The 23,571-nt window shown below is 61.3% G+C and carries 18 protein-coding genes and 7 tRNA genes; 8 read left to right on the forward strand and 17 right to left on the reverse strand.

Annotation, left to right across the window (positions count from 1 at the left end; all coding sequences use genetic code 11):
* Positions 1-13: 13 nt before the first annotated feature.
* The 3 genes from I6L32_RS04365 to amt all read right to left on the reverse strand — a co-directional run bounded on the left by I6L32_RS04365 (position 14) and on the right by amt (position 3,722).
* A complete protein-coding gene (locus I6L32_RS04365) occupies positions 14-523 on the reverse strand; it encodes a GNAT family N-acetyltransferase (RefSeq protein WP_216944745.1) in 510 nt (169 codons plus the stop codon).
* Between the two features lie 187 nt (positions 524-710).
* Complete coding sequence (rlmD, locus tag I6L32_RS04370; RefSeq protein WP_049636483.1) at positions 711-2,063, reverse strand: 23S rRNA (uracil(1939)-C(5))-methyltransferase RlmD; 1,353 nt, start codon at positions 2,061-2,063, stop codon at positions 711-713.
* Positions 2,064-2,294: 231 nt separating this feature from the next.
* The gene (gene amt, locus I6L32_RS04375) at positions 2,295-3,722 is read right to left on the reverse strand and encodes an ammonium transporter (RefSeq protein WP_010673021.1); all 1,428 of its coding nucleotides are present in this window, start codon (positions 3,720-3,722) and stop codon (positions 2,295-2,297) included.
* 533 nt (positions 3,723-4,255) lie between these two features.
* Between amt and I6L32_RS04380 the strand changes: the two genes are divergently transcribed.
* Entirely contained in the window at positions 4,256-4,624 is a 369-nt protein-coding gene (locus I6L32_RS04380; RefSeq protein ID WP_128341747.1) for a VOC family protein, read from the forward strand.
* Positions 4,625-4,793: 169 nt separating this feature from the next.
* Here the strand turns inward: I6L32_RS04380 and I6L32_RS04385 are convergent.
* A tRNA-Leu gene (locus I6L32_RS04385) sits at positions 4,794-4,878 on the reverse strand.
* A 143-nt stretch (positions 4,879-5,021) separates the two neighbouring features.
* Between I6L32_RS04385 and I6L32_RS04390 the strand changes: the two genes are divergently transcribed.
* Positions 5,022-5,534, forward strand: coding sequence for an RDD family protein (locus tag I6L32_RS04390; RefSeq protein WP_043154146.1), 513 nt, complete (start codon positions 5,022-5,024; stop codon positions 5,532-5,534).
* 144 nt (positions 5,535-5,678) lie between these two features.
* Here the strand turns inward: I6L32_RS04390 and lptG are convergent, their stop codons facing one another.
* Positions 5,679-6,749 carry an LPS export ABC transporter permease LptG gene (gene lptG / locus I6L32_RS04395; protein WP_010672962.1) on the reverse strand — a complete coding sequence of 357 codons (1,071 nt, stop codon included), beginning with the start codon at positions 6,747-6,749 and terminating at the stop codon, positions 5,679-5,681.
* Between the two features lie 25 nt (positions 6,750-6,774).
* Positions 6,775-7,887, reverse strand: coding sequence for an LPS export ABC transporter permease LptF (gene lptF, locus I6L32_RS04400; protein WP_029313726.1), 1,113 nt, complete (start codon positions 7,885-7,887; stop codon positions 6,775-6,777).
* Between the two features lie 172 nt (positions 7,888-8,059).
* Between lptF and pepA the strand changes: the two genes are divergently transcribed.
* The 6 genes from pepA to pbpG all read left to right on the forward strand — a co-directional run bounded on the left by pepA (position 8,060) and on the right by pbpG (position 16,262).
* Complete coding sequence (gene pepA / locus I6L32_RS04405) at positions 8,060-9,571, forward strand: leucyl aminopeptidase (protein ID WP_010672960.1); 1,512 nt, start codon at positions 8,060-8,062, stop codon at positions 9,569-9,571.
* A 169-nt stretch (positions 9,572-9,740) separates the two neighbouring features.
* Positions 9,741-10,196, forward strand: a complete 456-nt coding sequence (locus I6L32_RS04410) for a DNA polymerase III subunit chi (RefSeq protein ID WP_010672959.1) — start codon at positions 9,741-9,743, stop codon at positions 10,194-10,196.
* Positions 10,197-10,261: 65 nt separating this feature from the next.
* A complete protein-coding gene (locus tag I6L32_RS04415) occupies positions 10,262-13,114 on the forward strand; it encodes a valine--tRNA ligase (RefSeq protein WP_216944746.1) in 2,853 nt (950 codons plus the stop codon).
* A gap of 207 nt (positions 13,115-13,321) precedes the next feature.
* A complete protein-coding gene (locus I6L32_RS04420; RefSeq protein WP_216944747.1) occupies positions 13,322-14,614 on the forward strand; it encodes a hemolysin family protein in 1,293 nt (430 codons plus the stop codon).
* An 18-nt stretch (positions 14,615-14,632) separates the two neighbouring features.
* Positions 14,633-15,298, forward strand: a complete 666-nt coding sequence (locus I6L32_RS04425) for a DedA family protein (RefSeq protein ID WP_216944748.1) — start codon at positions 14,633-14,635, stop codon at positions 15,296-15,298.
* 136 nt (positions 15,299-15,434) lie between these two features.
* A complete protein-coding gene (gene pbpG, locus I6L32_RS04430) occupies positions 15,435-16,262 on the forward strand; it encodes a D-alanyl-D-alanine endopeptidase (RefSeq protein WP_041214408.1) in 828 nt (275 codons plus the stop codon).
* 330 nt (positions 16,263-16,592) lie between these two features.
* Here pbpG and I6L32_RS04435 read toward each other — a convergent pair.
* The 11 genes from I6L32_RS04435 to recA all read right to left on the reverse strand — a co-directional run bounded on the left by I6L32_RS04435 (position 16,593) and on the right by recA (position 23,522).
* Positions 16,593-16,669 (reverse strand) — tRNA-Arg (locus I6L32_RS04435).
* Between the two features lie 27 nt (positions 16,670-16,696).
* Positions 16,697-16,773 (reverse strand) — tRNA-Arg (locus tag I6L32_RS04440).
* Positions 16,774-16,800: 27 nt separating this feature from the next.
* A tRNA-Arg gene (locus I6L32_RS04445) sits at positions 16,801-16,877 on the reverse strand.
* Between the two features lie 25 nt (positions 16,878-16,902).
* Positions 16,903-16,979, reverse strand: a tRNA-Arg gene (locus I6L32_RS04450).
* A gap of 94 nt (positions 16,980-17,073) precedes the next feature.
* A tRNA-Arg gene (locus I6L32_RS04455) sits at positions 17,074-17,150 on the reverse strand.
* 4 nt (positions 17,151-17,154) lie between these two features.
* Positions 17,155-17,247: transfer RNA gene (locus tag I6L32_RS04460), tRNA-Ser, on the reverse strand.
* Positions 17,248-17,459: 212 nt separating this feature from the next.
* The gene (csrA, locus tag I6L32_RS04465; protein ID WP_005315760.1) at positions 17,460-17,648 is read right to left on the reverse strand and encodes a carbon storage regulator CsrA; all 189 of its coding nucleotides are present in this window, start codon (positions 17,646-17,648) and stop codon (positions 17,460-17,462) included.
* Positions 17,649-17,741: 93 nt separating this feature from the next.
* On the reverse strand, positions 17,742-18,989 hold the full coding sequence (locus tag I6L32_RS04470; RefSeq protein ID WP_049636521.1) for an aspartate kinase: 1,248 nt from the start codon (positions 18,987-18,989) through the stop codon (positions 17,742-17,744).
* Positions 18,990-19,005: 16 nt separating this feature from the next.
* A complete protein-coding gene (alaS, locus tag I6L32_RS04475) occupies positions 19,006-21,630 on the reverse strand; it encodes an alanine--tRNA ligase (RefSeq protein WP_041212325.1) in 2,625 nt (874 codons plus the stop codon).
* A 279-nt stretch (positions 21,631-21,909) separates the two neighbouring features.
* Positions 21,910-22,416, reverse strand: a complete 507-nt coding sequence (locus I6L32_RS04480) for a regulatory protein RecX (protein WP_216944749.1) — start codon at positions 22,414-22,416, stop codon at positions 21,910-21,912.
* A gap of 41 nt (positions 22,417-22,457) precedes the next feature.
* Positions 22,458-23,522 (reverse strand): recombinase RecA, encoded by a 1,065-nt coding sequence (gene recA, locus I6L32_RS04485; RefSeq protein WP_043154135.1) that lies wholly within the window; start codon positions 23,520-23,522, stop codon positions 22,458-22,460.
* Between the last annotated feature and the right edge of the window lie 49 nt (positions 23,523-23,571).

The raw sequence follows: 23,571 nt of genomic DNA on the forward strand, positions 1-23,571 counted from the left end.
GGGGCCAGCGGCGTCATGGCCTGTCCAGCGGCAGCAACAGCCCCATGGCAATCTCGTCCACATAGCCCTCGTCCAGCCGATAGGCCTGCCGTCTCACCCCCTCCTCCACGAACCCGCACTTGCGATACAAGGCGTGGGCCACCTCGTTGTGGGCCATCACTCCCAGCTCCAGCCGGTGGATACCGAGATCCCTCGCGGTCGCGATCAGGGTGCGCAGCAACCGTTCACCCCATCCCTGCCCGCGCGCCCTCGAACGCAGCCCCATCACCACCAGGGCGCAGTGGCGGTTGCGTGCCAGGCCGCCTCCAAGGAGCGCGGCAACCCCTTGCACCTCCCCCGCCAGCTCCAGCAACCACATGGCCTGATTGGGGGCCGCGGCCATGGCCTCGAGCCGCCTGCGCTGCCCCGCGATGTCCGAGGGGCGCTCTCCCGCTTCATACAGCATGAAGCGGGTCTCCCTGTCCAGTTGCCCGAAGAAGCTGTCCAGCGCCGCCGCATCCTCCACCCCTGCCATACGAATCATCAGCCTGCTCTCCCTGCCTGGTAGTCCTGCCGACCACGACCATAAAAAAACGACTCCCTCAGGAGTCGTTTCTATCAGAGCCATCTGGCTAACGCCACGCCCTCGGCCCGATCAGGCTTTCGCTGGCAGGCTCAGGCGAGCAACCACTTCCACCTGCATCGCGCGAGGGGAAGAGCCCGAGCGACGATCAGGCCTTCGCTGGCAGGCTCAGGCGAGCAACGGCTTCCACGTGCATGGAGTGCGGGAACATGTCCACCGGCTGCACCTCGTCCAGCACGAAGCCCTGCTTGACCAGCCAGGCGAGATCCCGGGCCAGGGTCTGGGGGTTGCAGGAGACATAGACCAGACGGCGCGGCGCCATGGCCACCAGGGTCTGCAATACCGCCTTGTCACAGCCCTTGCGGGGCGGATCCATCACCACCACATCGGCGCTCACCCCGTCGGCATGCAGGGCAGGCATCAGCTGCTCCGCCTTGCCCACGTGGAACTCGGTCTGCTCGATGCCGTTGAGGGCCGCATTGCGACGGGCATCGTTGATGGCGCTCTCCACCGACTCGATCCCCACCACCTTGGCGGCCTTGCCGGCCAGGAACAGGGAGATGGTGCCGATACCGCAATAGATGTCGAACACCGTCTCGCTGCCGGTCAGCTCGCAATACTCCAGCGCCTTGGAGTAGAGCACGTCGGTCTGGCTCGGGTTGTTCTGGAAGAAGGAGAGGGGCGAGATCTCGAATTCGAGCTCGTGGATCTTGTCGCGGATCACCCCGCTGCCCAGCAGCACCCGGTTCTTGTCACCCAGGATGCGGTTGGTACGCACCTCGTTGATGTTCTGCACCAGGGTGGTGACCGGCAGATCCGCCAGGGCCGCCAGCAGCTCGGCTTCGAACGGCAGCGCTTCGCCCAGGGTCACCAGCACCACCATCAGCTCGCCGCTCTTGAAGCCCTTGCGGGTCATCAGGTTGCGCACGCAGCCGGTGTGGGCCACCTCGTCATAGGCCGCGATGTCGTGCTCGCGCATCCAGTTGCGTACCCGGGCATTGAGCTCCACGTGCAGCGAGTCCTGCACCGCGCAATCATCGGCGGTGATGAGGTCATGGGAGTGCTTGCGGTAGAAGCCGATCTCGGCGCCCGCCTCGCTGCCACGCACCGCGTACTGGGCCTTGTTGCGGTAGGCAAACGGCGTCTCCATGCCGAGGATGGGGTTGACCACGGCCTCACCCAGCCCGACCTGTTCCAGTGCGCTCTGCACCAGGCTCTGCTTGAGGGCAAGCTGGGCCGGATAGGACAGCGGGCGCACCTGGCAGCCACCGCACTCGGTATTGGGGCAAAAATCCGGCACCCTGTCGGCGGACGGCTGGGTCAGCTCGACCAGCTTGCCGTGCAGGTAGTTCGGTTTGACCTCGGTCAACTCGACCAGCGCCTGCTCACCGGGCAGCAGACCCTCGACAAACAGGGGGCGATCGAACAGGCGACCCTTGCCATCCCCCTTGTCGGTCAGTTCCAGAATATCGATCTGATGTTGGTGTCCCACTAACGGCATGAGCGGCTCCGAAGGCATGAAAGAGAGGGTGACGACGGGGCAGACCCGGCGACCCCGAATAAAGGGTGGCAGAGTTTAGCGGAGATCCGCCCAAAATGCAGGCATAAAAGACCCTGCAAACACAAATAGCGACCCCGGCCACCAGCGGCCCGGTCCGGGCAGCCTGGCCAGTCCGCCCCAATAAAAAAACCGCCGGACGGGGCCGGCGGTATGACATTCATGGCAGCAGGATCAATGGCTGTAGGCTTTCTCGCCGTGGCTGGTCACGTCCAGCCCTTCGCGCTCGGCATCTTCCTTCACCCGCAGACCGATCAGCAGGTCCACCAGCTTGTAGGCCACGGCCGAGACCAGGGCGGTCCAGACCACGGTCACCCCCACGCCGATGACCTGTACCTTGACCTGGGCCAGGATGGAGTACCCCTCGGCCACCTGGTTGGTCACATAGTCCCACACCCCGGTGCCGCCCAGATCCGGGCTGGCGAACACCCCAGTCAGCACGGCACCCAGGATCCCGCACACCCCGTGCAGGCCGAACACGTCCAGGCTGTCATCGGCCCCCAGCAGACGCTTGAGACCGTGCACGCCCCACAAACCGGCCACACCGCTGAGCAGGCCGATGATGAGGGCGCCCCCCACACCGACGAAACCGGCGGCAGGGGTGATGGCGACCAGGCCCGCCACCGCACCGGAGACAGCGCCAAGCAGGGAGGGACGGCCCTTCATCGCCCACTCGGCGAAGGTCCAGGAGAGGGCGGCAGCGGCCGGTGCGATCCAGGTGTTGGCGAAGGCCAGGGCCGCCGTGCCGTTGGCTTCGAGGGAGGAACCAGCGTTGAAGCCGAACCAGCCGAACCACAGCAAGGCGGCACCGATCATGGTCATGGTCAGGCTGTGGGGGGTCATGGGGTCACGGCCATAGCCAACCCGTTTGCCCACCATGAAGGCCCCAACCAGACCGGCCACCGCGGCGTTGATGTGCACCACTGTGCCGCCGGCGAAGTCCAGAGCGCCGTGCTGGAACAGATAGCCTGCGGTGGCACCGGCCGCTTCGGCGGCGGCCGCATCCGTGTAGGCATCCGGACCCGCCCAGTACCACACCATGTGCGCCATCGGGATATAGGCGAAGGTGAACCAGATCACCGCGAACAGCAGCACCGCCGAGAACTTCATCCGCTCGGCAAAGCCGCCGACGATGAGCCCGCAGGTGATGGCGGCAAAGGCGCCCTGGAACACCACGTAGATGAACTCGCTGATCCCGACCCCCTTGCTGAAGGTGGCGGCGATGGAATCCGGCGTCACCCCCATCAGCAGCACCTTGTCGAAGGAACCGTAGAAGGCGCCGCCCTCGGTGAAGGCCAGGGAGTAGCCGTAGACCACCCAGAGGACGGTGATGAGGCAGAACAGGGTGAACACCTGCATCAGCACGCTCAGCATGTTCTTGGCGCGCACCAGGCCGCCGTAGAAGAGGGCGAGGCCCGGCACGGACATCAGGATCACCAGGGCCGCCGCCACCATCAGCCAGGTATTGTCCCCCTTGTTGATGGTCACGGTCGCGGCCGCCTGTACCACATCGGCCTGCGCGGCCACCTCTTCGGCCCAGCCCGGGGCGGCCATGGTGGCGGCCAGCGCCAGCAGGCCAGTCATTACGAGTCTCTTGAACATACAGCCCTCTCCTTGTCGTCCCGGCATCCGGGTCCATTTCCTGATATGCATTTCCAACCTGGCCACCTGCCCACCGCACCTGTGTGGCTCACGGAGACATCATGGCGACATGACATGGGGAAAGCATAAAGCAGGCCAAGAAAAATAATCCTTTTATTTCATGGCGTTATGTTTTTATCACATTCAACACGCACCATCTTGGCGCACGATGCCCGGTTACAGGGGGAAAATCGCACTTTGGCTGTGCATTGCCGGGAAAATGCACCAGGATGACCCAATCGCTTCACAATGACGGGGCGAACCCGTGGTGATGTCACCCTGGCAGGCTTATCTATCCCGCTAAGGTATTTATGAAATAAATGAAATGGGCCATACCATGGTGAAATCAAATGAGGCTGACGACCAATATCCCCCCACCCGAGGGGCACAAGCACTTTAAGAGTGCAAACTCGCACCATTCGTCTGGTCTGCCCCGAAATGCCCGGTCATACTGGCAAGCCATCTTCCCCTGTTCCCAGCGCCGCGAGGAGCCCATGCCCAATCTCAACGTGACCGAAATCAAGGCGTTCGTGCCTGCCCGGGATTTCCCGCTGTCAAAGCAGTTCTATCAGGATCTCGGCTTTACCCTGGCCTCCGATGGCGACGGCGTAGCCTATTTTCATCTCGGCAACGCAAGCTTCCTGCTGCAGGATGGCAACCCCCCGGGGCTGGCCGAGCAGCTCATGATGCACCTCCTGGTGGAGGACGTGGCCGCCTGGCGGGCCCAAGTGGAGGCGAGCCAGATCGCCGCCCGCTACGGTGTCCGGGTCACAGAGCTCGTCACCCAGCCGTGGCGCATGAAGGAGTTCTGTCTGTACGATCCCGCCGGCGTGCTGTGGCGCATCGCACAGAATATCGACTGAGGGGATGGCAGTCCGAGAGGCTGATGGCCTGAGAGCCTGTGGGTCTGAGGGTCTGAGGGTCTGAGGGTCTGAGGGTCTGAGGGTCTGAGGGTCTGAGGGTACACCTCTTCGCACCGCCCGGAAAAACAAAAGGCCATCCGCGAGGATGGCCTTTTGTCATGGAATCTGATGGTGCCCGGGGTCGGACTCGAACCGACACGTATTGCTACGGCGGATTTTGAATCCGCTGCGTCTACCGATTTCGCCACCCGGGCAGCTGCGAGGGATTATACGAATGGCGCTTGGCCATGCAAGGTGTTTTTCTTGCCCCCACCGTTGTTTGCTCATTTATTCAACGCCTTGCCGATGCCAGGCCAGTTACATAGAATGCCCGCATCATATTAATGGAATAATCATCATGGCCAAGCGTAAGACCCCCACCCCTCTCCAGCCTGCTCCCCGGCATCCGTCCGCCGGTCTGCTGCGCCGTCTCGGCGCCCTGCTCTATGACTATCTGGTGGTGATTGCCCTGCTGATCATCGCCGGCTTCATCGGCATGGGGGTGGCCCACCTGCTGCTGGCCACCGGCATGGCGAGCGTCCCCGAGGGCAAGGATGCCGCCTGGCTGCTCACCAGCCCCCTCTACAGCGCCTGGCTGGCCTTCGTCATCTGCGGTTTCTACACCTGGTTCTGGGTCCGTGCCGGCCAGACCATCGGCATGCGGGCCTGGCGCCTGCGCATCCAGAACCTGGACGGCAGCAACATTCGCGTCACCCAGGCCCTGATCCGGCTCGCCACCTCGGCCTTTGGCCTGGGCAACCTGCTGTGTGTGTTCAATCGCGCCCGCCCCCGCGCCTTCCAGGACATCTGGGCCGAGTGCGAGGTGGTGGTGCTCGGCAAGACGGAAAACCTGGAGCAGCTCAATCGCTGATCCCAAGACGGCAACGAAAAAGGGCACCCCGAGGTGCCCTTTTTGTTGACCAGAACTGACTGCTTGCAGCCCAGAACCTTGACGGAAACGGTGCATCGAGAGCAATGGCCGCCTGTTGTCAGCAGCCCGCCGCCCTTCAGGCCGCTACTGCTTGCGGCTCAGGATATAGAAGGAGATGCCGCCAAACAGCAGGCTGGGTGCGATGGCCGCGAGGATGGGCGGGACCGCATAGACCAGGCTGACCGGGCCGAACACCCTGTCGCTCACATAGACCGCGAAGCCGGTCATGATCCCCATCAGCATCCGCGCCCCCATGCTCACCGAGCGCAGCGGGCCGAAGATGAAGGAGGAGGCGAGCAGTATCATGGCCACCACGGAGAGCGGTGAGAGCAGCTTGCGCCACATCTCCAGCTTGTAGCGTCCGGCATCCTGCTTGTTGGCATCCAGATAACCGATGTAGTCCCGCAGCCCCGAGATGGGCAGGTTCTCGGGATCGATGCTGACCACCCCGAGCTGCTTGGGGGTCAGCTCGGATTGCCAGGCCATCTGGGCATGCTCTTCGTCCTGGATCCGGGTGGGATCGTCAAACCGGGTGATGTGCACCTGCTTCAGCAGCCAGTGGTGATCCTCGAACACCCCCTCCTTCGCCTGCACCACGTCGATCAGGTTGCGGGACGGAGTAAAGCGGTAGAGGGTGATGCCGGTCAGGGCGCCATCGTTGCGCACCCCGTTGATGTTGACGAAGTTGTTGCCATCCCGTGCCCATACCCCGTAGGCCGAGACCGTGAGCCGCCCTTCCGACATGGCCCCCGCCTTGATGTCATCCGCCATCCGCTTGGCGGCCGGTGCGACGTACTCGCCCATCAGCCCCACCAGCAGCATCAGGGGAATGGCGGTCTTGAGCGCCGCCATGACGATGCTGATCTTGGAGCGACCCGCCGCCTGCATCACCACCAGCTCGGAGCTGGTCGCGAGCTGGCCCAGACCGATGAGGCCACCGAGCAGGGCCGCCAGGGGGAAGAAGAGCACCGCCTCCTTGGGCATGGAGAGCAGCACGTAGTAGAGGGCGTTGAGCATGTCGTAGTTGCCTTCCCCGACCGCCTTCAACTGCTCCACGTACTTGATGAGCGCGGCCAGCCCGACCAGGGTCAGCTCGCACAGCAGGATCGACATGAAGATGACCCTGCCTATGTATCTATCGAGAATGCCGAACATCAGCAGAGACTCCCAGGTTGCAGCATCATGCTGACTTTCTCTTGAACAATTGCCCTTTGACCCCGTTCCACCAGCTGGTGCCCTGCAGGTTGAGAGGCAACCCTATCAGCAGCAGATAGACCAAGGGCACCAGGAACATCCCGGGCCAGTGGGGCAGACGCCCGCTGTCGATGGCCGACCGGGCGGCACTGAGCAGCAGGAAATAGGAGAGATAGAGCAGGATGGCCGGCAGCAGCTTGGCGTAACGCCCTTGACGGGGATTGACCCGCGCCATCGGCACCACCAGGAAGGTGAGCACCAGGATGGAGAGGGGCAGCGACAGGCGCCACTGCAATTCGGCCATCAGCTGGTTGTCCTGGGTACCGAGCAATGCCAGGGTCGGCTTGGCCGCCGCCTTGCGGTTGGATCGCTCCATCTCCTGCTGGCGGATCACCAGGCTGTATTCACGGAACTCCGAGACCTGGAACTGCTTGCCGGTGAAATGTCCCTCGTAGCGCGAGCCATCCTTCAGGGTCAGCCACTGCAAGCCGTTGCTGTCGGCGGTCACCTGCCCCTCGTTGGCCACCACCACTGACGGGGGTGAGCCACCCTCGGCCCGTTGCAGCACGAAGATTTTCTGCAACTCCGACCCCTTGTCGTTCAGATCCTGGATGTAGGCCACCAGGCGCCCCTTGTCGAGCTCCATGAAGCGGCCGGCCTGCAGGAAAGAGATACCGGGATCGGCCTTGAACTCGTCGATCACCTGGTACTCCCGCTCCTTGGCCTGGGGGGCGACCCAGCCGGTGTTGAACGCCGCGACGGCGGCGGTCAGTAAGGCCAGCACCAGGGCGCTGCCCATGATGAAACGGTGACTGAAACCCACCGCGTGCATCACCGTCATTTCGCTTTCAGCGTACAAACGGCCGTGAGCAAACAGAATGGCTAAAAACAGACTGATAGGCAGCATCAACAACGCCATATTCGGCAGGTTGAGCAGCAGGAGGGTGGATACCAAGCGCGTCGGCACCTCACCATCGGCGGCATCGCCAATGATCTGGATAAATTGCTGGCTGACGAAGATAAGCAGCAGCACGAACAGCACCGCTAGCTGGGTTTTCAGGGTCTCCCTGAACAAATATCGGAAAACGATCACAGTCATTCCCAAGTAAACTTGTGTTTTTAGTCGAATGCCTGAAAAATAGGGCCCTATATTGGATTTTTACCAGTTTGAACTGCGGAGCCTGTGACTGTTCGCTCCGCCTCTGATACCCCAACAAGCACCGCATTATTCAATAAATGGTGCCTTTTGTCTTTAGGATGTAGGAGATTCCATGGAGTTCAGTGTAAAGAGTGGCAGTCCTGAGAAGCAACGCAGTGCCTGCGTCGTGGTCGGCGTTTTTGAGCCCCGCCGCCTCTCTCCGGTTGCCGAACAGCTGGACAAGATCAGCGACGGCTACCTCAGCTCGCTGCTGCGCCGTGGCGACCTGGAAGGGAAACCGGGCCAGATGCTGCTGCTGCATCAAGTACCGGGCGTGCTCAGCGAGCGCGTACTGCTGGTCGGGTGCGGCAAGGAGCGCGAACTCGACGAGCGCCAGTACAAGCAGATCATCAACAAGACCATCACCACCCTGAACGAAACCGGCTCCATGGAAGCGGTCTGCTTCCTGACCGAGCTGCACGTCAAGGGTCGGGATACCTACTGGAAGGTGCGTCAGGCGGTTGAAACCACCAAGGCGGGCCTCTATAGCTTCGATCAGTTCAAGACCAACAAGGCCGAACCGCGCCGTCCGCTGCGCAAGCTGGTCTTCAACGTGCCGACGCGTCGGGAACTGACCATAGGCGAGCGCGCCATCAATCACGGCCTGGCCGTGGCGAAAGGGGTGCGCATCTGCCGCGACGTGGCGAACATGCCGCCCAACGTCTGCAATCCCGCCTACCTTGCCTCCCAGGCCCGCCGTCTGGCGGATGCCTATGACAACATCACCACCAGGGTGGTGGGGGAGCAGGAGATGGCCGAGCTCGGCATGAACTCCTACCTGGCAGTGGCCCGCGGCTCCGAGAACGAAGCCATGATGGCCATCATCGAATACAAGGGCAACGCCGACGCCAAGCCCATCGTGCTGGTGGGCAAGGGGCTGACCTTCGACTCCGGCGGCATCTCCATCAAGCCGGCAGACGGCATGGACGAGATGAAGTACGACATGGGTGGCGCCGCCTCCGTGCTCGGCACCATGCACGCCCTGGCCCAGTTGCAGCTGCCCATCAACGTCATCGGCGTGCTGGCGGGCTGCGAGAACATGCCGGGGGGCAACGCCTACCGCCCTGGTGACATCCTCACTACCATGTCCGGCCAGACCGTCGAGGTGCTCAACACCGACGCCGAAGGCCGCCTGGTGTTGTGCGATGCCCTCACCTATGTGGACCGCTACGATCCCGAGACCGTGATCGACGTGGCGACCCTGACCGGTGCCTGCATCATCGCCCTTGGCCACCATACCTCTGGCCTCTTGGCGAACCACAACCCCCTGGCCCACGAGCTGCTCAACGCCTCCGAACAGGCCGGCGATCGCGCCTGGCGCCTGCCCCTGTTCGACGAGTATCAGGAGCAGCTGGAAAGCCCGTTCGCGGACATGGCCAACATCGGTGGCCGTCCGGCCGGTACCATCACTGCCGCCGCCTTCCTGTCGCGCTTCACCAAGAAGTACAACTGGGCCCACCTGGATATCGCAGGGACCGCCTGGAAGAGCGGCAAGGAGAAGGGCTCCACCGGCCGTCCTGTGCCCCTGCTGACCCAGTTCCTGCTCAACCGGGCCGGCGTGGCGGACGTCGAAGACAAGGAGTGATCCCCTTCCCCATCGACTCGAAAAGCGATGCGAGAAGGCGTTACCCTGTATCACAAGGAAGAGGCCTGCCTCTTCCTTGTTTCATTGAGAGAATCCGGGAAGTCCGTGCCAGACGCGGCTCCCGAAGACGGCCAATCGCTGTCCGTCACAGCCAAACGGGACCGACCTGATGAGCCAAGTGACCTTTTACCTGATGAGCCAGCCCGATGATGCGGATGCCTCCGCCGTCGAGCGCCTCGCCTGCCAACTTGCGGCCGATGGCTGGAGCGCAGGCCACCTCTATCTGCTGTGCGAGGACGAGGCCCAGGCCCTGCGTCTGGACGAGCTGTTGTGGCAGTTGCCGCCCGATCGCTTCGTGCCGCACCAGTTGCAGGGGGAGAGCGGTCAGGCCCCGGTGGAGATAGGCCATCAGCCGCCACGGCGGCGCTATGCCTGCCTCATCAACCTGGCCCGGCAGACACCTTTGTTTGCAGGACACTTCGCTCAAGTGGTAGATTTTGTCCCCACTGACGAAACGCAAAAGCAGCAAGCCCGCGAGCGCTACAAGCACTATCGCCAGGCGGGCCATACCCTCGAGATGAGGGATCAGCCCGTCCTTGCCGCACCGGATCCGGCGCAGCCCTGACTGTACCACCCTCGATCCACGACGAATCAACACCAGAATCCATCCATCCAGAATACGGCGAGACCATGGAAAAGACTTTTAATCACAACGCCATCGAACAGGCGCTCTACCAGCACTGGGAAGCCCAGGGTTACTTCAAGCCCCACGGCGACACCAGCAAAGACTCCTTCTGCATCATGATCCCGCCGCCGAACGTCACCGGCAGCCTGCACATGGGCCACGCCTTCCAGCAGACCCTGATGGACACCCTGATCCGCTACAACCGCATGCAGGGCAAGAACACCCTGTGGCAGGCGGGTACCGACCACGCCGGTATCGCCACCCAGATGGTGGTTGAGCGCAAGATCGCCGCCGAAGAGGGCAAGACCCGCCACGATTACGGCCGGGAAGCCTTCATCGACAAGATCTGGCAGTGGAAGGAAGAGTCCGGCGGCACCATCACCCGTCAGATGCGCCGTCTGGGTGACTCCGTGGACTGGGAGCGCGAGCGCTTCACCATGGATGAGGGCCTTTCCGCCGCCGTCCAGGAAGTGTTCGTGCGCCTGTACGAAGACGGCCTGATGTACCGCGGCAAGCGTCTGGTGAACTGGGATCCCAAGCTCAACACCGCCATCTCCGACCTGGAAGTGGAAAACCGCGAGATCAAGGGCCACATATGGCACCTTCGCTACCCGCTGGCCAACGGTGCCAAGACCGCCGAAGGCAAGGATTACCTGATCGTCGCCACCACCCGTCCGGAAACCATGCTGGGCGATACCGCCGTGGCCGTGAACCCGGAAGACCCCCGCTACAAGGCGCTGATCGGCCAGCACATCCTGCTGCCGCTGGTGAACCGTCTGATCCCCATCGTTGCCGACGAACACGCCGACATGGAGAAGGGCACCGGCTGCGTGAAGATCACCCCGGCCCACGACTTCAACGACAACGAAGTGGGCAAGCGCCACAACCTGCCGATGATCAACATCTTCACCCTGGACGCCCACGTGCGTGCCGAGGCCGAAGTGGTCGATACCAATGGCAACCCGAGCACCGCCTATGACGCCGCCCTGCCGACCGAGTTCGCCGGGATGGAGCGCTTCGCCGCCCGCAAGGCCATCGTCGCCAAGCTGGACGAGCTGGGCCTCCTGGCCGAGATCAAGGATCATGTGCTGCAACAGCCTTACGGCGATCGCGGCGGCGTGCCCATCGAGCCCATGCTGACCGATCAGTGGTACGTGCGCGTGGCCCCCATGGCCAAGACCGCCATCGAGGCGGTGGAAGATGGCCGCATCCAGTTCGTGCCGAAGCAGTACGAAAACATGTACTTCTCCTGGATGCGCGACATTCAGGACTGGTGCGTCTCCCGTCAGCTGTGGTGGGGTCACCGCATCCCGGCATGGTATGACGATGCCGGCAACGTCTACGTGGGCCGCAACGAAGAGGAAGTGCGCGCCAAGCACAGCATCCCGTCCGTGACCGTGCTGCGTCAGGACGAAGACGTGCTCGACACCTGGTTCAGCTCCGCCCTGTGGACCTTCTCCACCCTGGGCTGGCCGAACAACACCGAGGCGCTCAAGACCTTCCACCCGACCGACGTGTTGATGAGCGGCTTCGACATCATCTTCTTCTGGATTGCCCGGATGATCATGATGACCATGCACTTCATCAAGGACGAGAACGGCCAGCCGCAAGTTCCGTTCAAGACCGTCTACATCACCGGCCTCATCCGTGACGAAGAAGGCCAGAAGATGTCCAAGTCCAAGGGCAACGTGCTGGACCCCCTCGACATGATCGACGGCATCTCCCTGGAAGACCTGCTGGAGAAGCGCACCGGCAACATGATGCAGCCGCAGATGGCCGAGAAGATCGCCAAGCGCACCGCCAAGCAGTTCCCGGAAGGGATCGATGCCCACGGCACCGACGCCCTGCGCTTCACCCTGGCGGCGCTCGCCTCCACCGGTCGTGACATCAACTGGGACATGAAGCGCCTGGATGGCTACAACAACTTCTGCAACAAGCTGTGGAACGCCTCCCGCTATGTGCTGATGAACACCGAAGATCAGGATTGCGGCTTTGCCGGTGGCGAGATGCAGTTCAGCCTGGCGGATCGCTGGATCCAGTCCCAGCTGCAAGTGGCCATCCGTGACTTCCGCACCGCCCTCGATACCTACCGCTTCGACATCGCGGCAGGCGTCTTGTACGAATTTATCTGGAACCAGTTCTGTGACTGGTATCTGGAGCTGACCAAGCCGGTACTGACCAAGGGTTCCGAGGCCGAGCAGCGCGCTGCCCGCCACACCCTCGTCAGTGTCCTCGAGACCCTGCTGCGCCTGGCACACCCGATCATCCCGTTCATCACCGAAACCATCTGGAAATCGGTCGCCCCGCTGGCCGGCGTGCACGCCGACACCATCATGATTCAGGCTTTCCCTGAGTTCGACGCCGCCAAGGTGGACGAAGCCGCGATGGCGGATCAGGAGTGGGTGAAGGAGTTCATCGTCAGCATACGCAACATCCGCGCCGAGATGAACGTGGCGCCGAGCGTGCCCCTCAACGTGCTGCTCCAGTGCGATGCCAAGGATACCCAGCGCGCCGCTGACAACGAGGCCTTCCTCAAGTCGCTGGCCCGTCTGGAATCCATCCGCGTACTGGCGGCGGGTGAAACCGCCCCGCTGTCGGTCAAGAAATTGATCGGTGCCACCGAGCTGATGATCCCCATGGCCGGTCTCATCGACAAGGATGCCGAGCTGGCCCGTCTGGCCAAAGAGGTGGCCCGTCTGGTGGGCGAGTGCGGCCGCATCGAAGGCAAGCTCGGCAACGAAGCCTTCGTCGCCAAGGCGCCGGAAGCGGTCATCATCAAGGAGCGCGAGAAGCTGGAAGATTACCGTCTCCAGCTGACCAAGCTGGAAGCCCAGCAGGCCGAGATCGCCGCGCTCTAAGCCACAGCGCAACATGACAAGCCCCCGTTTATCGGGGGCTTTTTCATGTCAGGGGTTCAGTTCTCCCTCTCCTGCCCCGCAGTTTTATCCCTCCCGCCGGGGCGATATTCAAAAATTCACGAGCCAAATCACCTCCTTTCACAAGCGCAGAGCCCGCAAATTCATTACACTGCCAGCGGTCTTTTCTATCGGGAGTGCTGCTGCAGTATGGAAATATTGATCCTGTTTGGATTGATTTTGCTCAATGGCGTCTTCGCCATGTCGGAAATCGCCATCGTGACGGCACGCAAGGCACGCCTCGCCAAAATGGCGAGCGAAGGGAGCCGCTCCGCCGCCATCGCTCTCAAGCTCGGGGAAGATCCGACCCATTTCCTCTCCGCCGTACAGATCGGCATCACCAGCATCGGCCTGCTCAACGGTATCTATGGCGAGTCCCTGCTGGCCCAGCCCTTCGCCCTCTGGCTGCAGGAGTGGGGGCTCTCCCCCAAGAGCAGCAGCCTGCTCGCCACCGTCATCGTGGTCGTGCTGGTCACCTATCTCTCCATCGTGGTAGGGGAGCTCGTGCCCAAACGCCTCGGACAGCTCAGCGCCGAGCGCATCGCCTGTCTGGTAGCCCGCCCCATGCTCTGGCTGGCGACCCTGACCCGTCCCTTCGTCTGGTTGCTCTCCGCCTCCACCAACGCCAGCCTGCGGCTGCTGCGGGTCGATCAGCGCAGCAACAACAACGTCACTCAGGAGGAGATCCACGCCATGCTGGTGGAGGGCTCCGAAGCGGGGGTGATCGAGGACCATGAGCACACTATGTTGCGCAACGTGTTCCGCCTCGACGAACGCAGCCTGGCCTCCCTGATGGTGCCGCGCAGCGACATCCGCTATCTGGACCTGTCACTGCCGCTGGAAGTGAACCTCCAACGTCTGGTGGAGTATCGCCACAGCTTCTTCCCAGTCTGTGACGGCAGCCTGTCGGATCTCGTCGGCATCCTCAACGTCAGCAAGGTGCTGCACGCCTACATCAAGGGAGAGCCCATCGATCTGGCGGCGCTGACCCAGGACGGCAGCCTGCTGCCGGAGACCCTCAATGGCCTGGAGCTGCTCAACCACTTCCGTACCCACTCCGAGCACATGGTGCTGGTGGTGGACGAATATGGCGAGCTGCAGGGGCTGGTCACCCAGCAGGATCTGCTGGAAACCCTGGCCGGCGACTTCCAGCAGGAAGATGGGGAGGACAACTGGGCCTTCCAGCGCGCCGACGGCAGCTGGCTGCTCGACGGCCTCATTCCACTGCCAGAATTGAAGGACTGTCTGGAGCTGGTTCGTCTGCCGGAAGAAGAAAAACATCACTATCACACCCTTGGAGGGCTTATCATGCTGCTCCTTGGCCGCCTTCCCCAGACCGGAGACCTGGTCACCCTGGAACAGTGGCAACTGGAAATCGTGGATATGGACGGCCTGCGCATCGACAAGGTACTTGCCATGCCCTTGACCGACCAACCCAGCTAACCTGCGGAGTTTGCATGTATGGAGCAGTTTTACCACCTGGCTCACGCCTTTATGCATCAGGATCTGGCGACACTCTCTGATCCCAAGATGGTCTTCATGGTCTATGTCGTCCTGCTGACCTTCCTGGTGCTCGAGAATGGCTTTATCCCCACCGCCTTCCTGCCAGGGGATACCCTGCTGATCCTGACCGGCGTGCTGATCTATCAGGGGGTGTTGCCGATGGCGGTGGTCCCGCTGCTGATCATGGCGACCTTCGTCGGTACCTGGCTTGGCTACATGCAGGGGCGTTTCCTCGGCCACACCCGGATGTATCACAGGCTGATGTCCCACCTCGATGACAAGCACAAGGAGAAGGTGCACTACCTGCTCAACAAGTACGGCATCATCACCCTGATCACCGCCCGCTACATCGCCTTTGTGCGTACCGCCTACCCCTATATCGTCGGCGCCAACGAGATCCCCCAGGGGCGCTTCCTGGTGGTCAACCTGATCAGCTCCATCATGTGGATCTGCCCCCTGGTCGGGCTGGGTTACTACCTGAGCCACACCAAGCTGGCCGCGCAGTATGAGTCCCAATTTCTCAGCGTCATTCTCTACCTGCCGGTCGTGCTGCTGGTGGGCGGCCTCGTCGCTCTGGTCTGGCGCTGGTGGAGCAGACGCAAGCCCGGCGTCTCCAGAGAGTGAGACAAGCCACAGGGTCGCCCACAGGCGGCCCTTTTTTATGGAAAATAGTGGCGAATTCCCCCTGCTCGCTCTTGTAAAGCAGGGGCAAAAATGAGTGAATCTAGCGCCTTTTTTCGCTGTGGATGGAGTTGGTTGTATGGGGTGTTGGATTCGCGCAATCGCGCTGGTAGGTGGATTGATGGGACTGCTGGGTTCGCAGACAGCCCTGGCGACTCCCGACCCGGCCAAGCTGCAGCTCAAATCGGGCAGTGCCCTGGTGATGGACGTCAACACCGGCAAGACCCTGTATCAGAAAAACCCCACCCGGGTGCGCCCCATCGCCTCCCTCACCAAGCTGATGACGGCGCTGGTGGTGCTGGATGCCCGCCAGAACCTCAATCAGACCCTGACCATCGATCAGAACGACAGGGACAACATCAAGCACACCTATTCACGGGTGCGCATGGGCACCCAGGTCAGCCGCCGCGACGCCCTGCATCTGGCGCTGATGTCCTCCGAGAACCGCATGGCCTCGGCGCTTGCCCGCCACTACCCGGGGGGTCGCCAAGCCTTCATCCGCGCCATGAACAACAAGGCCAGACAGCTCGGCATGCGCAATACCCGCTACTATGACTCCACCGGTCTCTCCACCCGCAACGTCTCCACCGCCCAGGATCTGGCCAAGCTCCTCTCTGCGGCCTATCGACAGCCGCTGATCCGTGAATTCACCCAGGACACCAGCAGGGAGATGCGCTTTCGCAAGCCGGCCTATAGCCTGATGTTCAACAACACCAACCCCCTGGTGAAGAACCCGGACTGGGATGTGCGCCTCTCCAAGACAGGCTATACCGACGAAGCGGGCCGCTGCCTGCTGATGCGTGCCAAACCGGATCGTCAGGAGCTCGCCATCGTACTGCTCAACTCGGTGGGCAAACGCACCCCTGTCGGGGATGCCAACCGCATCCGCAAGTGGCTGAAAAGCTGATTCTCTCCACGAAGACATGAAAGGATGCCGCGGCATCCTTTTTTATTGCCCGCCAAACGCCTCAGCAGGCCGCCAGAGGGCGCCAGCCCCGCACAGCATAGTGCGTTATGGTAAGGGCACCCAAGGTCGCCACAGGCACGGCCACGGGATGCGTCAGCAGCCTGCCAGGCAAGATACGTGGAGAGTGGTGACCCGGGGGCACGTGCAGCCAGGGGGAACCGTCCCCCGTGGGGGCGTCAGGGAGAAGAACACGAGAGAGACAACCCCATGATGGGGAGGAGGAAATCGCCCATAAAAAAACAGCCCCGACTGACGTCGAGGCTGTCTGTATGGTGCGCCCGAGAGGATTCGAACCTCTGACCACCTGGTTCGTAGCCAGGTACTCTATCCAGCTGAGCTACGGGCGCTCACAACTTGTTGCACTGCTTGAAATATGGTGCGCCCGAGAGGATTCGAACCTCTGACCACCTGGTTCGTAGCCAGGTACTCTATCCAGCTGAGCTACGGGCGCTCATAAATTGTTGCACTGCTTTAAACATGGTGCGCCCGAGAGGATTCGAACCTCTGACCACCTGGTTCGTAGCCAGGTACTCTATCCAGCTGAGCTACGGGCGCTCATAAATCATTGTATTGCTTGAAATGGTGCGCCCGAGAGGATTCGAACCTCTGACCACCTGGTTCGTAGCCAGGTACTCTATCCAGCTGAGCTACGGGCGCCCTGTTTTCAAACGATAAAAAAAGCTTACTCAACAGTAAGCCTTCTTTAGTGCCGACTTGCTGATGGTCAACACATGACTCCAAGAGTCAAATATGGTGCGCCCGAGAGGATTCGAACCTCTGACCACCTGGTTCGTAGCCAGGTACTCTATCCAGCTGAGCTACGGGCGCAAAATGGCGGAGAAGGGGGGATTCGAACCCCCGATGCGGGTATAAGCCGCATACTCCCTTAGCAGGGGAGCGCCTTCAGCCTCTCGGCCACCTCTCCGTTTGCGGGGCTGATAATACTTCACAGGGATTTTTAGTCAAACACTTTTTTGGAGAAAACAGAGCGTTCGCTCAGCATTTGGCCAAAGAGTGGAATATTCAAGCAATATCGACACTTACCCAGTAGTTACGCGCTCTGCAGGCCGATTTGCAGGCCCCTGAAAAACAAAAGGCGACATCCGGGATGTCGCCTTCAGGCAGCCATGAAATGGCTTAGAAATTCGGTTGGCCCGGGACTTTCTCGGCCTGTATCCGCATGTAGATCTCTTCGCGGTGTACGGAAACCTCTTTCGGTGCATTCACACCGATACGAACCTGGTTCCCTTTTACGCCCAGTACGGTAACGGTTACTTCGTCACCAATCATCAGGGTTTCCCCTACACGACGAGTCAAAATAAGCATTCGCTTGCTCCTGTATCCTGTTTTGTATTTATATCGATATGCGCCATTATCTTACAAAGATACCGATATGGTAAATGGTTGAAACTAAATCAATCAGGGATTGTTTCCCAAGGGCTGCTCATGAGGCTCTTGATCCAACCCGAACGCCGAGTGCAACGAACGCACGGCCAGCTCCAGGTACTTCTCGTCAATCACCACGGATATCTTGATTTCAGAGGTGGAGATCAGCTGCATGTTGATCCCTTCCTCACCCAATACCTTGAACATGGTGCGCGCTACACCAGGATGATTCCACATGCCGACCCCGACGATGGAGACCTTGGCGATCTCTCCGTTGCCCTGCACGCAGGCGGCCCCCAGCTCGCTGGCGGTCTCCTCCAGCAAGGCGCGGGCCCGGCGATAATCATCGCGATTCACCGTGAAGGTGAAATCGGCGGTGCCATCCCCCATGGTGTTCTGCACTATCATGTCGACATCTATGTTGGCGTCGCTGATCGGATTCAGGATCTGCGCGGCCACGGTCGGCCTGTCCGGCACACCCAGAATGGTCAGGCTGGCCTCGTTGCGATTGAACGCAATGCCGGATACCAGGGGTGCTTCCATCCTCTCACCTCCATATGTGATTAAGGTTCCCTCTCCGTCGACGAAACTCGACAGCACCCTTAGCGGCACGCGGTACTTGCCCGCGAACTCGACCGAACGGATCTGCAACACCTTGGCTCCGAGACTCGCCATCTCGAGCATCTCCTCGAAGGTGATGGTATCGAGGCGACGCGCCTTGGGCTCGATGCGCGGATCCGTGGTATACACCCCGTCCACATCGGTAAAGATCTGGCACTCATCGGCCTTGATGGCCGCAGCCACGGCCACCGCGGTGGTATCCGAACCCCCTCGACCCAGGGTCGTGATGGCATTGTGCTCATCGCGCCCCTGGAAACCGGCAATCACCACCACCTTGCCGGCACCGAGTGCGGCTTCCACCTGCTCGGTGTCGATACGGGTGATGCGCGCCTTGCCATAGGCGGAGTCGGTGTGGATGCGGACCTGATCACCGGTCATCGAGACTGCGGGGCAACCGCGCTTGTTGAGCGCAATCGCCAGCAGTGCAATGGTGACCTGCTCACCGGTGGAGATCAGCACATCCATCTCGCGCCGGTTGGCATCCTGGTCCAGATGCTGGGCCATGCCCAGCAACCGGTTGGTTTCGCCCGACATGGCGGAGACCACCACCACCACGTCATGTCCCTGGGCACGGGTCAGTTGAACCCGCTCAGCAACTGCCTCGATCCGCTCCAGCGTGCCGACCGAGGTGCCACCGTACTTCTGTACATAGAGTGCCACAGATCACCTCGCCCGCTTACAGGCGCTCTTCCAGCCAGGAGTGAACGGATTGCAGCGCCGCCGGCACCGCCTCAGGCTGGGTACCACCCGCCTGTGCCATGTCGGGACGACCACCGCCCTTGCCACCCACCTGCTGGGCCACCAGATTGACCAGCTCACCAGCTTTGACCTTGCCGGTCAGGTCATTGGTCACGCCCGCGATCAAGTTGACCTTGCCATCACTGCTGGTTGCCAGCAGCACGACACCGGATTTCATCTGATTCTTCAGCTCGTCCAGCATGCCGCGCAGGGATTTGGGGTCGACCCCTTCCAGGGCGGCAACCAGCACCTTCTGGCCATTGATGTCGATGACCTGGCTCAGCAGGTCGTTACCCGCCTGCGCCGCCAGCTTGGCCTTGAGCTGTTCCAGCTCGCGCTCCATCATCTTGGCCTTGTCCAGTACCTGGCGCACCTTGTCGGCGATGGAGAACTGATCGCCCTTCACCAGCGCGGCGGCCTCTTCGATCTGTTCACCCAGTTGGTGCATCAGATCGATGGCGCTCTTGCCGGTGACCGCTTCGATACGACGCACGCCAGCCGCGATGCCGCTCTCGGCAATGATCTTGAAGAAGCCGATGTCACCGGTGCGCTTGGCGTGAGTACCGCCGCACAGCTCGGTGGAGTAGTCACCCATGCGTACCACGCGCACATCGTCTTCATATTTCTCGCCAAACAGCGCCATGGCACCGGCTGACTTGGCCTCTTCCAGCCCCATCAGCTGGGTCGCCACCTCGTGGTTGGCACGGATCTGGGCGTTGACGAGCTCCTCGATTCGGCGAATGGTCGCCATGGTCAGCCCTTCGAAGTGGGAGAAGTCGAAGCGCATGCGCTCGGCGCCCACCAGGGATCCTTTCTGGGTCACGTGCTCACCCAGCGCCTGGCGCAAGGCCGCGTGCAACAGGTGAGTCACGGAGTGGTTAAGGGCGATGGCCTGACGACGGTCGCCATCGACCACGGCCTCGACCTCGGCTCCCTTCTCCAGGGTACCCAGTTCCAGATAGCCCTTGTGGATGATCGCCTTGCCCGCTTTCTGGGTGTCGGTGACGGCGAAGATGCCGTCATCCACCTTGAGGATGCCGCTGTCACCCACCTGACCGCCGGACTCCGCATAGAAGGGGGTCTCCGCCAGCACGATCACTGCCTCTTCACCGGCGATGAGGCCATTGACCTCGACACCATCCTTGTAGATACCGACCACCTGGGTGTTCTGGCTCAGTTGCTTGTAACCGGTAAAGGGGGTCTCGAAATCGAGCTTCAGCACGTCGTTGTAGTTCACACCGAAACTGGAAGCCTCTTTCGCACGGGCGCGCTGCTTCTCCATCTCAGCCTTGAAGCCCTCTTCGTCGATGCCGATCTCGCGCTCGCGCACCACGTCGGCGGTCAGGTCGGCCGGGAAGCCGTATGTGTCATAGAGCTTGAACACCACTTCACCCGGGATCACCTTGGCATCACCGAGGTTGGCCAGGGCGTCTTCCAGCAGCAGCAGACCTCTGTCCAGCGTGCGGACGAACTGCTCCTCCTCGATGCGCAACACTCGCTCGACCAGCGGCAGCTGGGCGATCAGTTCCGCCGCCACATCCTTCATCTGTACGGCCAGCTCGGCAGCCAGCTTATAGAAGAAGACGTCGGTAGCACCCAGCTTGCGGCCGTGACGCACGGCGCGGCGGATGATGCGGCGCAGCACGTAGCCGCGACCTTCATTGGAGGGCATGACACCGTCAGCCACCAGGAAGGCGCAGGAACGGATGTGGTCCGCAATGACGCGCAGGGACTGGTTGCTCAGATCCGTGGTGCCGACAATCTCGGCCGCCTTCTTGATCAACGCCTGGAAGATGTCGATCTCATAGTTGGAGTGCACCCCCTGCATGATGGCGGAGATACGCTCCAGACCCATGCCGGTATCCACGGACGGACGGGGCAGCGGCTCCATGGTGCCGTCAGCCTGACGGTTGAACTGCATGAAGACCACGTTCCAGATCTCGATGAAGCGGTCGCCATCCTCTTCCGGTGAACCGGGAGGGCCACCCCAGATGTGATCGCCGTGGTCGTAGAAGATCTCGGTGCAGGGACCGCATGGGCCGGTATCGCCCATGGCCCAGAAGTTGTCGGATGCATAAGGAGCACCCTTGTTGTCACCGATGCGCACGATGCGATCGGCCGGCACGCCGACCTCTTTTTCCCAGATGTCGAAGGCTTCGTCATCAGTCGCGTAGACGGTCACCAGCAGGCGCTCTTTGGGCAGCTTGAGGGTACCGGTCAGGAATTCCCATGCAAACCGGATGGCGTCCTGTTTGAAGTAGTCACCGAAGCTGAAGTTGCCCAGCATCTCGAAGAAGGTATGGTGACGGGCGGTATAGCCGACGTTTTCCAGGTCATTGTGCTTGCCGCCAGCCCGCACGCAACGCTGGGCCGTGGTGGCACGGTGATAGGCACGCTTGTCGGCGCCAAGGAACACGTCCTTGAACTGGTTCATCCCTGCGTTGGTGAACAGCAGGGTCGGATCGTTGTGCGGTACCAGCGAGCTGGAAGAGACAACCTGGTGTCCCTGGGTGCGGAAATACTCGAGAAACGCAGCGCGAATCTCTGACGTGGACATGTACATGGAAAATCCTGCTTGATTCGAATACGGACTTTTAACCGCATTAATGTAAGTTTTCTGCAGGGTAAAGTAAAACGTGGGGACCCTTGGCGGGTGAAATAGCCCCCAAGGGGCCAGCGTTTGGCAGCAACACCCGCAAGCACGTCGCAACAGGGGGGCTTCGGGATGCCTCGCTCGACCACAGGGCCACCATTGACAGACCCGGCGAAGGGCTGATATTCCCCACCAACCGCACCGCACACCAAGGGAAATCCTGCCCATAGGTCCAGCCTCGGCGCGCCACTATTGCTCACCTTGCATGGCTGAGAGGGCGTAACGGGCTTGCTCCTGGGTAAAACCACGCCCCATCAGATATTTGAGCCACTTCATGCGCAGTTTGAAGTCGGCAAAGTCGGTCGCCTTTGCCCGACGCGATAACAACGCAAGCGCCAGTTCGAACCAGTCGAGCTCGGGTTGATCGAGGGCCGCCTCGATCTGGGTGTCATCCAGCCCCTTGCGACGCAGGTCGAAGCGGATCCTGAGCGGACCATGGCCTTTGGCCGCACCGGCCCGCACAGCCATGGCACCGTAACGATCGTCATTGACCCAGTCATAGCTACGGCAATGGTCGAGTACAACGGCGACCACCTCCTCCTCGAATCCCTTCTGACGCAGGCGTCTGGCCAGCTCGGATTCCGCACTTTCGCGGCGGGCAAGACTGCGCATGGCAAAGGTGCGGGCGGCGGCGACCTGCTCTTCAAAGGTCAATTCGACGGGCTCGCCCGGCTCGTTCACTGATTCATCCACCATAAACAACAAGGCCGGGTATCAACCCGGCCTTTCCTCATTCCTTATTCGAACTCTTGTTCGTTTTCGGCTTCAAACTCGGCGTATTCGGCAGCCGTGGCCTTCTCCTCCACCGGCGCGGCGCCGGAGAGCAGCAGCTCGCGCAGCTTCACTTCCACCTCGGCAGCCAGTGCCTTGTTTTCGGAGAAGAGCTTCATCACGTTGGCTTTACCCTGGCCGATCTTCTCGCCGTTGTAGCTGTACCAGGCACCCGCCTTGTCGATCAGCTTGTGCTTGACGCCCAGGTCCACCAGCTCGCCCTCCTTGGAGATGCCGGCACCATAGAAGATCTGGAATTCAGCTTGCTTGAAGGGTGGCGCCACCTTGTTCTTCACTACCTTGACGCGGGTCTCGTTACCGACCACTTCGTCACCCTCCTTGATGGCGCCGGTACGACGGATGTCCAGGCGCACGGAAGCGTAGAACTTCAAAGCGTTACCACCGGTGGTGGTCTCCGGGCTGCCGAACATGACACCGATCTTCATCCGGATCTGGTTGATGAAGATGCACAGGCAGTTGGCGTTCTTGATGTTGGCGGTCAATTTACGCAGCGCCTGGGACATCAGACGAGCCTGCAGGCCGACGTGGGAGTCACCCATCTCCCCTTCGATTTCCGCTTTCGGGGTCAAGGCCGCCACGGAGTCGACGATGATGACGTCGACGGCATTGGAGCGCACCAGCATGTCGCAAATCTCCAGTGCCTGTTCACCGGTATCCGGCTGGGAGATGAGCAGGTCGTCGACGTTGACGCCCAGCTTGGCGGCATAGATAGGATCCAGTGCGTGCTCCGCATCGACGAAGGCACAGGTCTTGCCCTTCTTCTGGGCTTCGGCGATCACCTGCAGGGTCAGCGTAGTTTTACCGGACGATTCCGGACCGTAGATCTCGACGATACGACCGCACGGCAGACCACCGATCCCCAGCGCCACGTCCAGAGAGAGAGAGCCGGTGGAGATGGCTTCGATATCCATGGTCTTGCTGTCGCCCAGACGCATGATGGAGCCTTTGCCAAACTGCTTTTCGATCTGGCCCAGCGCAGCCGCCAGTGCCTTCTGTTTGTTCTGATCCATGCCAATCTCCGCTGGGAATCGTGAGTAAGAAGTGAAGTTGGGCTAAGTA

The organism is Aeromonas sp. FDAARGOS 1402 (genome assembly GCF_019046925.1).
Classification (GTDB): Bacteria; Pseudomonadota; Gammaproteobacteria; order Enterobacterales; family Aeromonadaceae; genus Aeromonas; species Aeromonas caviae.

What these genes read in the sequence shown, in the direction of transcription:
- I6L32_RS04365 (WP_216944745.1), bottom strand. Translation starts at nt 523, where the DNA reads ATGATTCGTATGGCAGGGGTGGAGGATGCGGCGGCGCTGGACAGCTTC.
- rlmD (WP_049636483.1), bottom strand. Translation starts at nt 2,063, where the DNA reads ATGCCGTTAGTGGGACACCAACATCAGATCGATATTCTGGAACTGACC.
- amt (WP_010673021.1), bottom strand. Translation starts at nt 3,722, where the DNA reads ATGTTCAAGAGACTCGTAATGACTGGCCTGCTGGCGCTGGCCGCCACC.
- I6L32_RS04380 (WP_128341747.1), top strand. Translation starts at nt 4,256, where the DNA reads ATGCCCAATCTCAACGTGACCGAAATCAAGGCGTTCGTGCCTGCCCGG.
- I6L32_RS04390 (WP_043154146.1), top strand. Translation starts at nt 5,022, where the DNA reads ATGGCCAAGCGTAAGACCCCCACCCCTCTCCAGCCTGCTCCCCGGCAT.
- lptG (WP_010672962.1), bottom strand. Translation starts at nt 6,749, where the DNA reads ATGTTCGGCATTCTCGATAGATACATAGGCAGGGTCATCTTCATGTCG.
- lptF (WP_029313726.1), bottom strand. Translation starts at nt 7,887, where the DNA reads ATGACTGTGATCGTTTTCCGATATTTGTTCAGGGAGACCCTGAAAACC.
- pepA (WP_010672960.1), top strand. Translation starts at nt 8,060, where the DNA reads ATGGAGTTCAGTGTAAAGAGTGGCAGTCCTGAGAAGCAACGCAGTGCC.
- I6L32_RS04410 (WP_010672959.1), top strand. Translation starts at nt 9,741, where the DNA reads ATGAGCCAAGTGACCTTTTACCTGATGAGCCAGCCCGATGATGCGGAT.
- I6L32_RS04415 (WP_216944746.1), top strand. Translation starts at nt 10,262, where the DNA reads ATGGAAAAGACTTTTAATCACAACGCCATCGAACAGGCGCTCTACCAG.
- I6L32_RS04420 (WP_216944747.1), top strand. Translation starts at nt 13,322, where the DNA reads ATGGAAATATTGATCCTGTTTGGATTGATTTTGCTCAATGGCGTCTTC.
- I6L32_RS04425 (WP_216944748.1), top strand. Translation starts at nt 14,633, where the DNA reads ATGGAGCAGTTTTACCACCTGGCTCACGCCTTTATGCATCAGGATCTG.
- pbpG (WP_041214408.1), top strand. Translation starts at nt 15,435, where the DNA reads ATGGGGTGTTGGATTCGCGCAATCGCGCTGGTAGGTGGATTGATGGGA.
- csrA (WP_005315760.1), bottom strand. Translation starts at nt 17,648, where the DNA reads ATGCTTATTTTGACTCGTCGTGTAGGGGAAACCCTGATGATTGGTGAC.
- alaS (WP_041212325.1), bottom strand. Translation starts at nt 21,630, where the DNA reads ATGTACATGTCCACGTCAGAGATTCGCGCTGCGTTTCTCGAGTATTTC.
- I6L32_RS04480 (WP_216944749.1), bottom strand. Translation starts at nt 22,416, where the DNA reads ATGGTGGATGAATCAGTGAACGAGCCGGGCGAGCCCGTCGAATTGACC.
- recA (WP_043154135.1), bottom strand. Translation starts at nt 23,522, where the DNA reads ATGGATCAGAACAAACAGAAGGCACTGGCGGCTGCGCTGGGCCAGATC.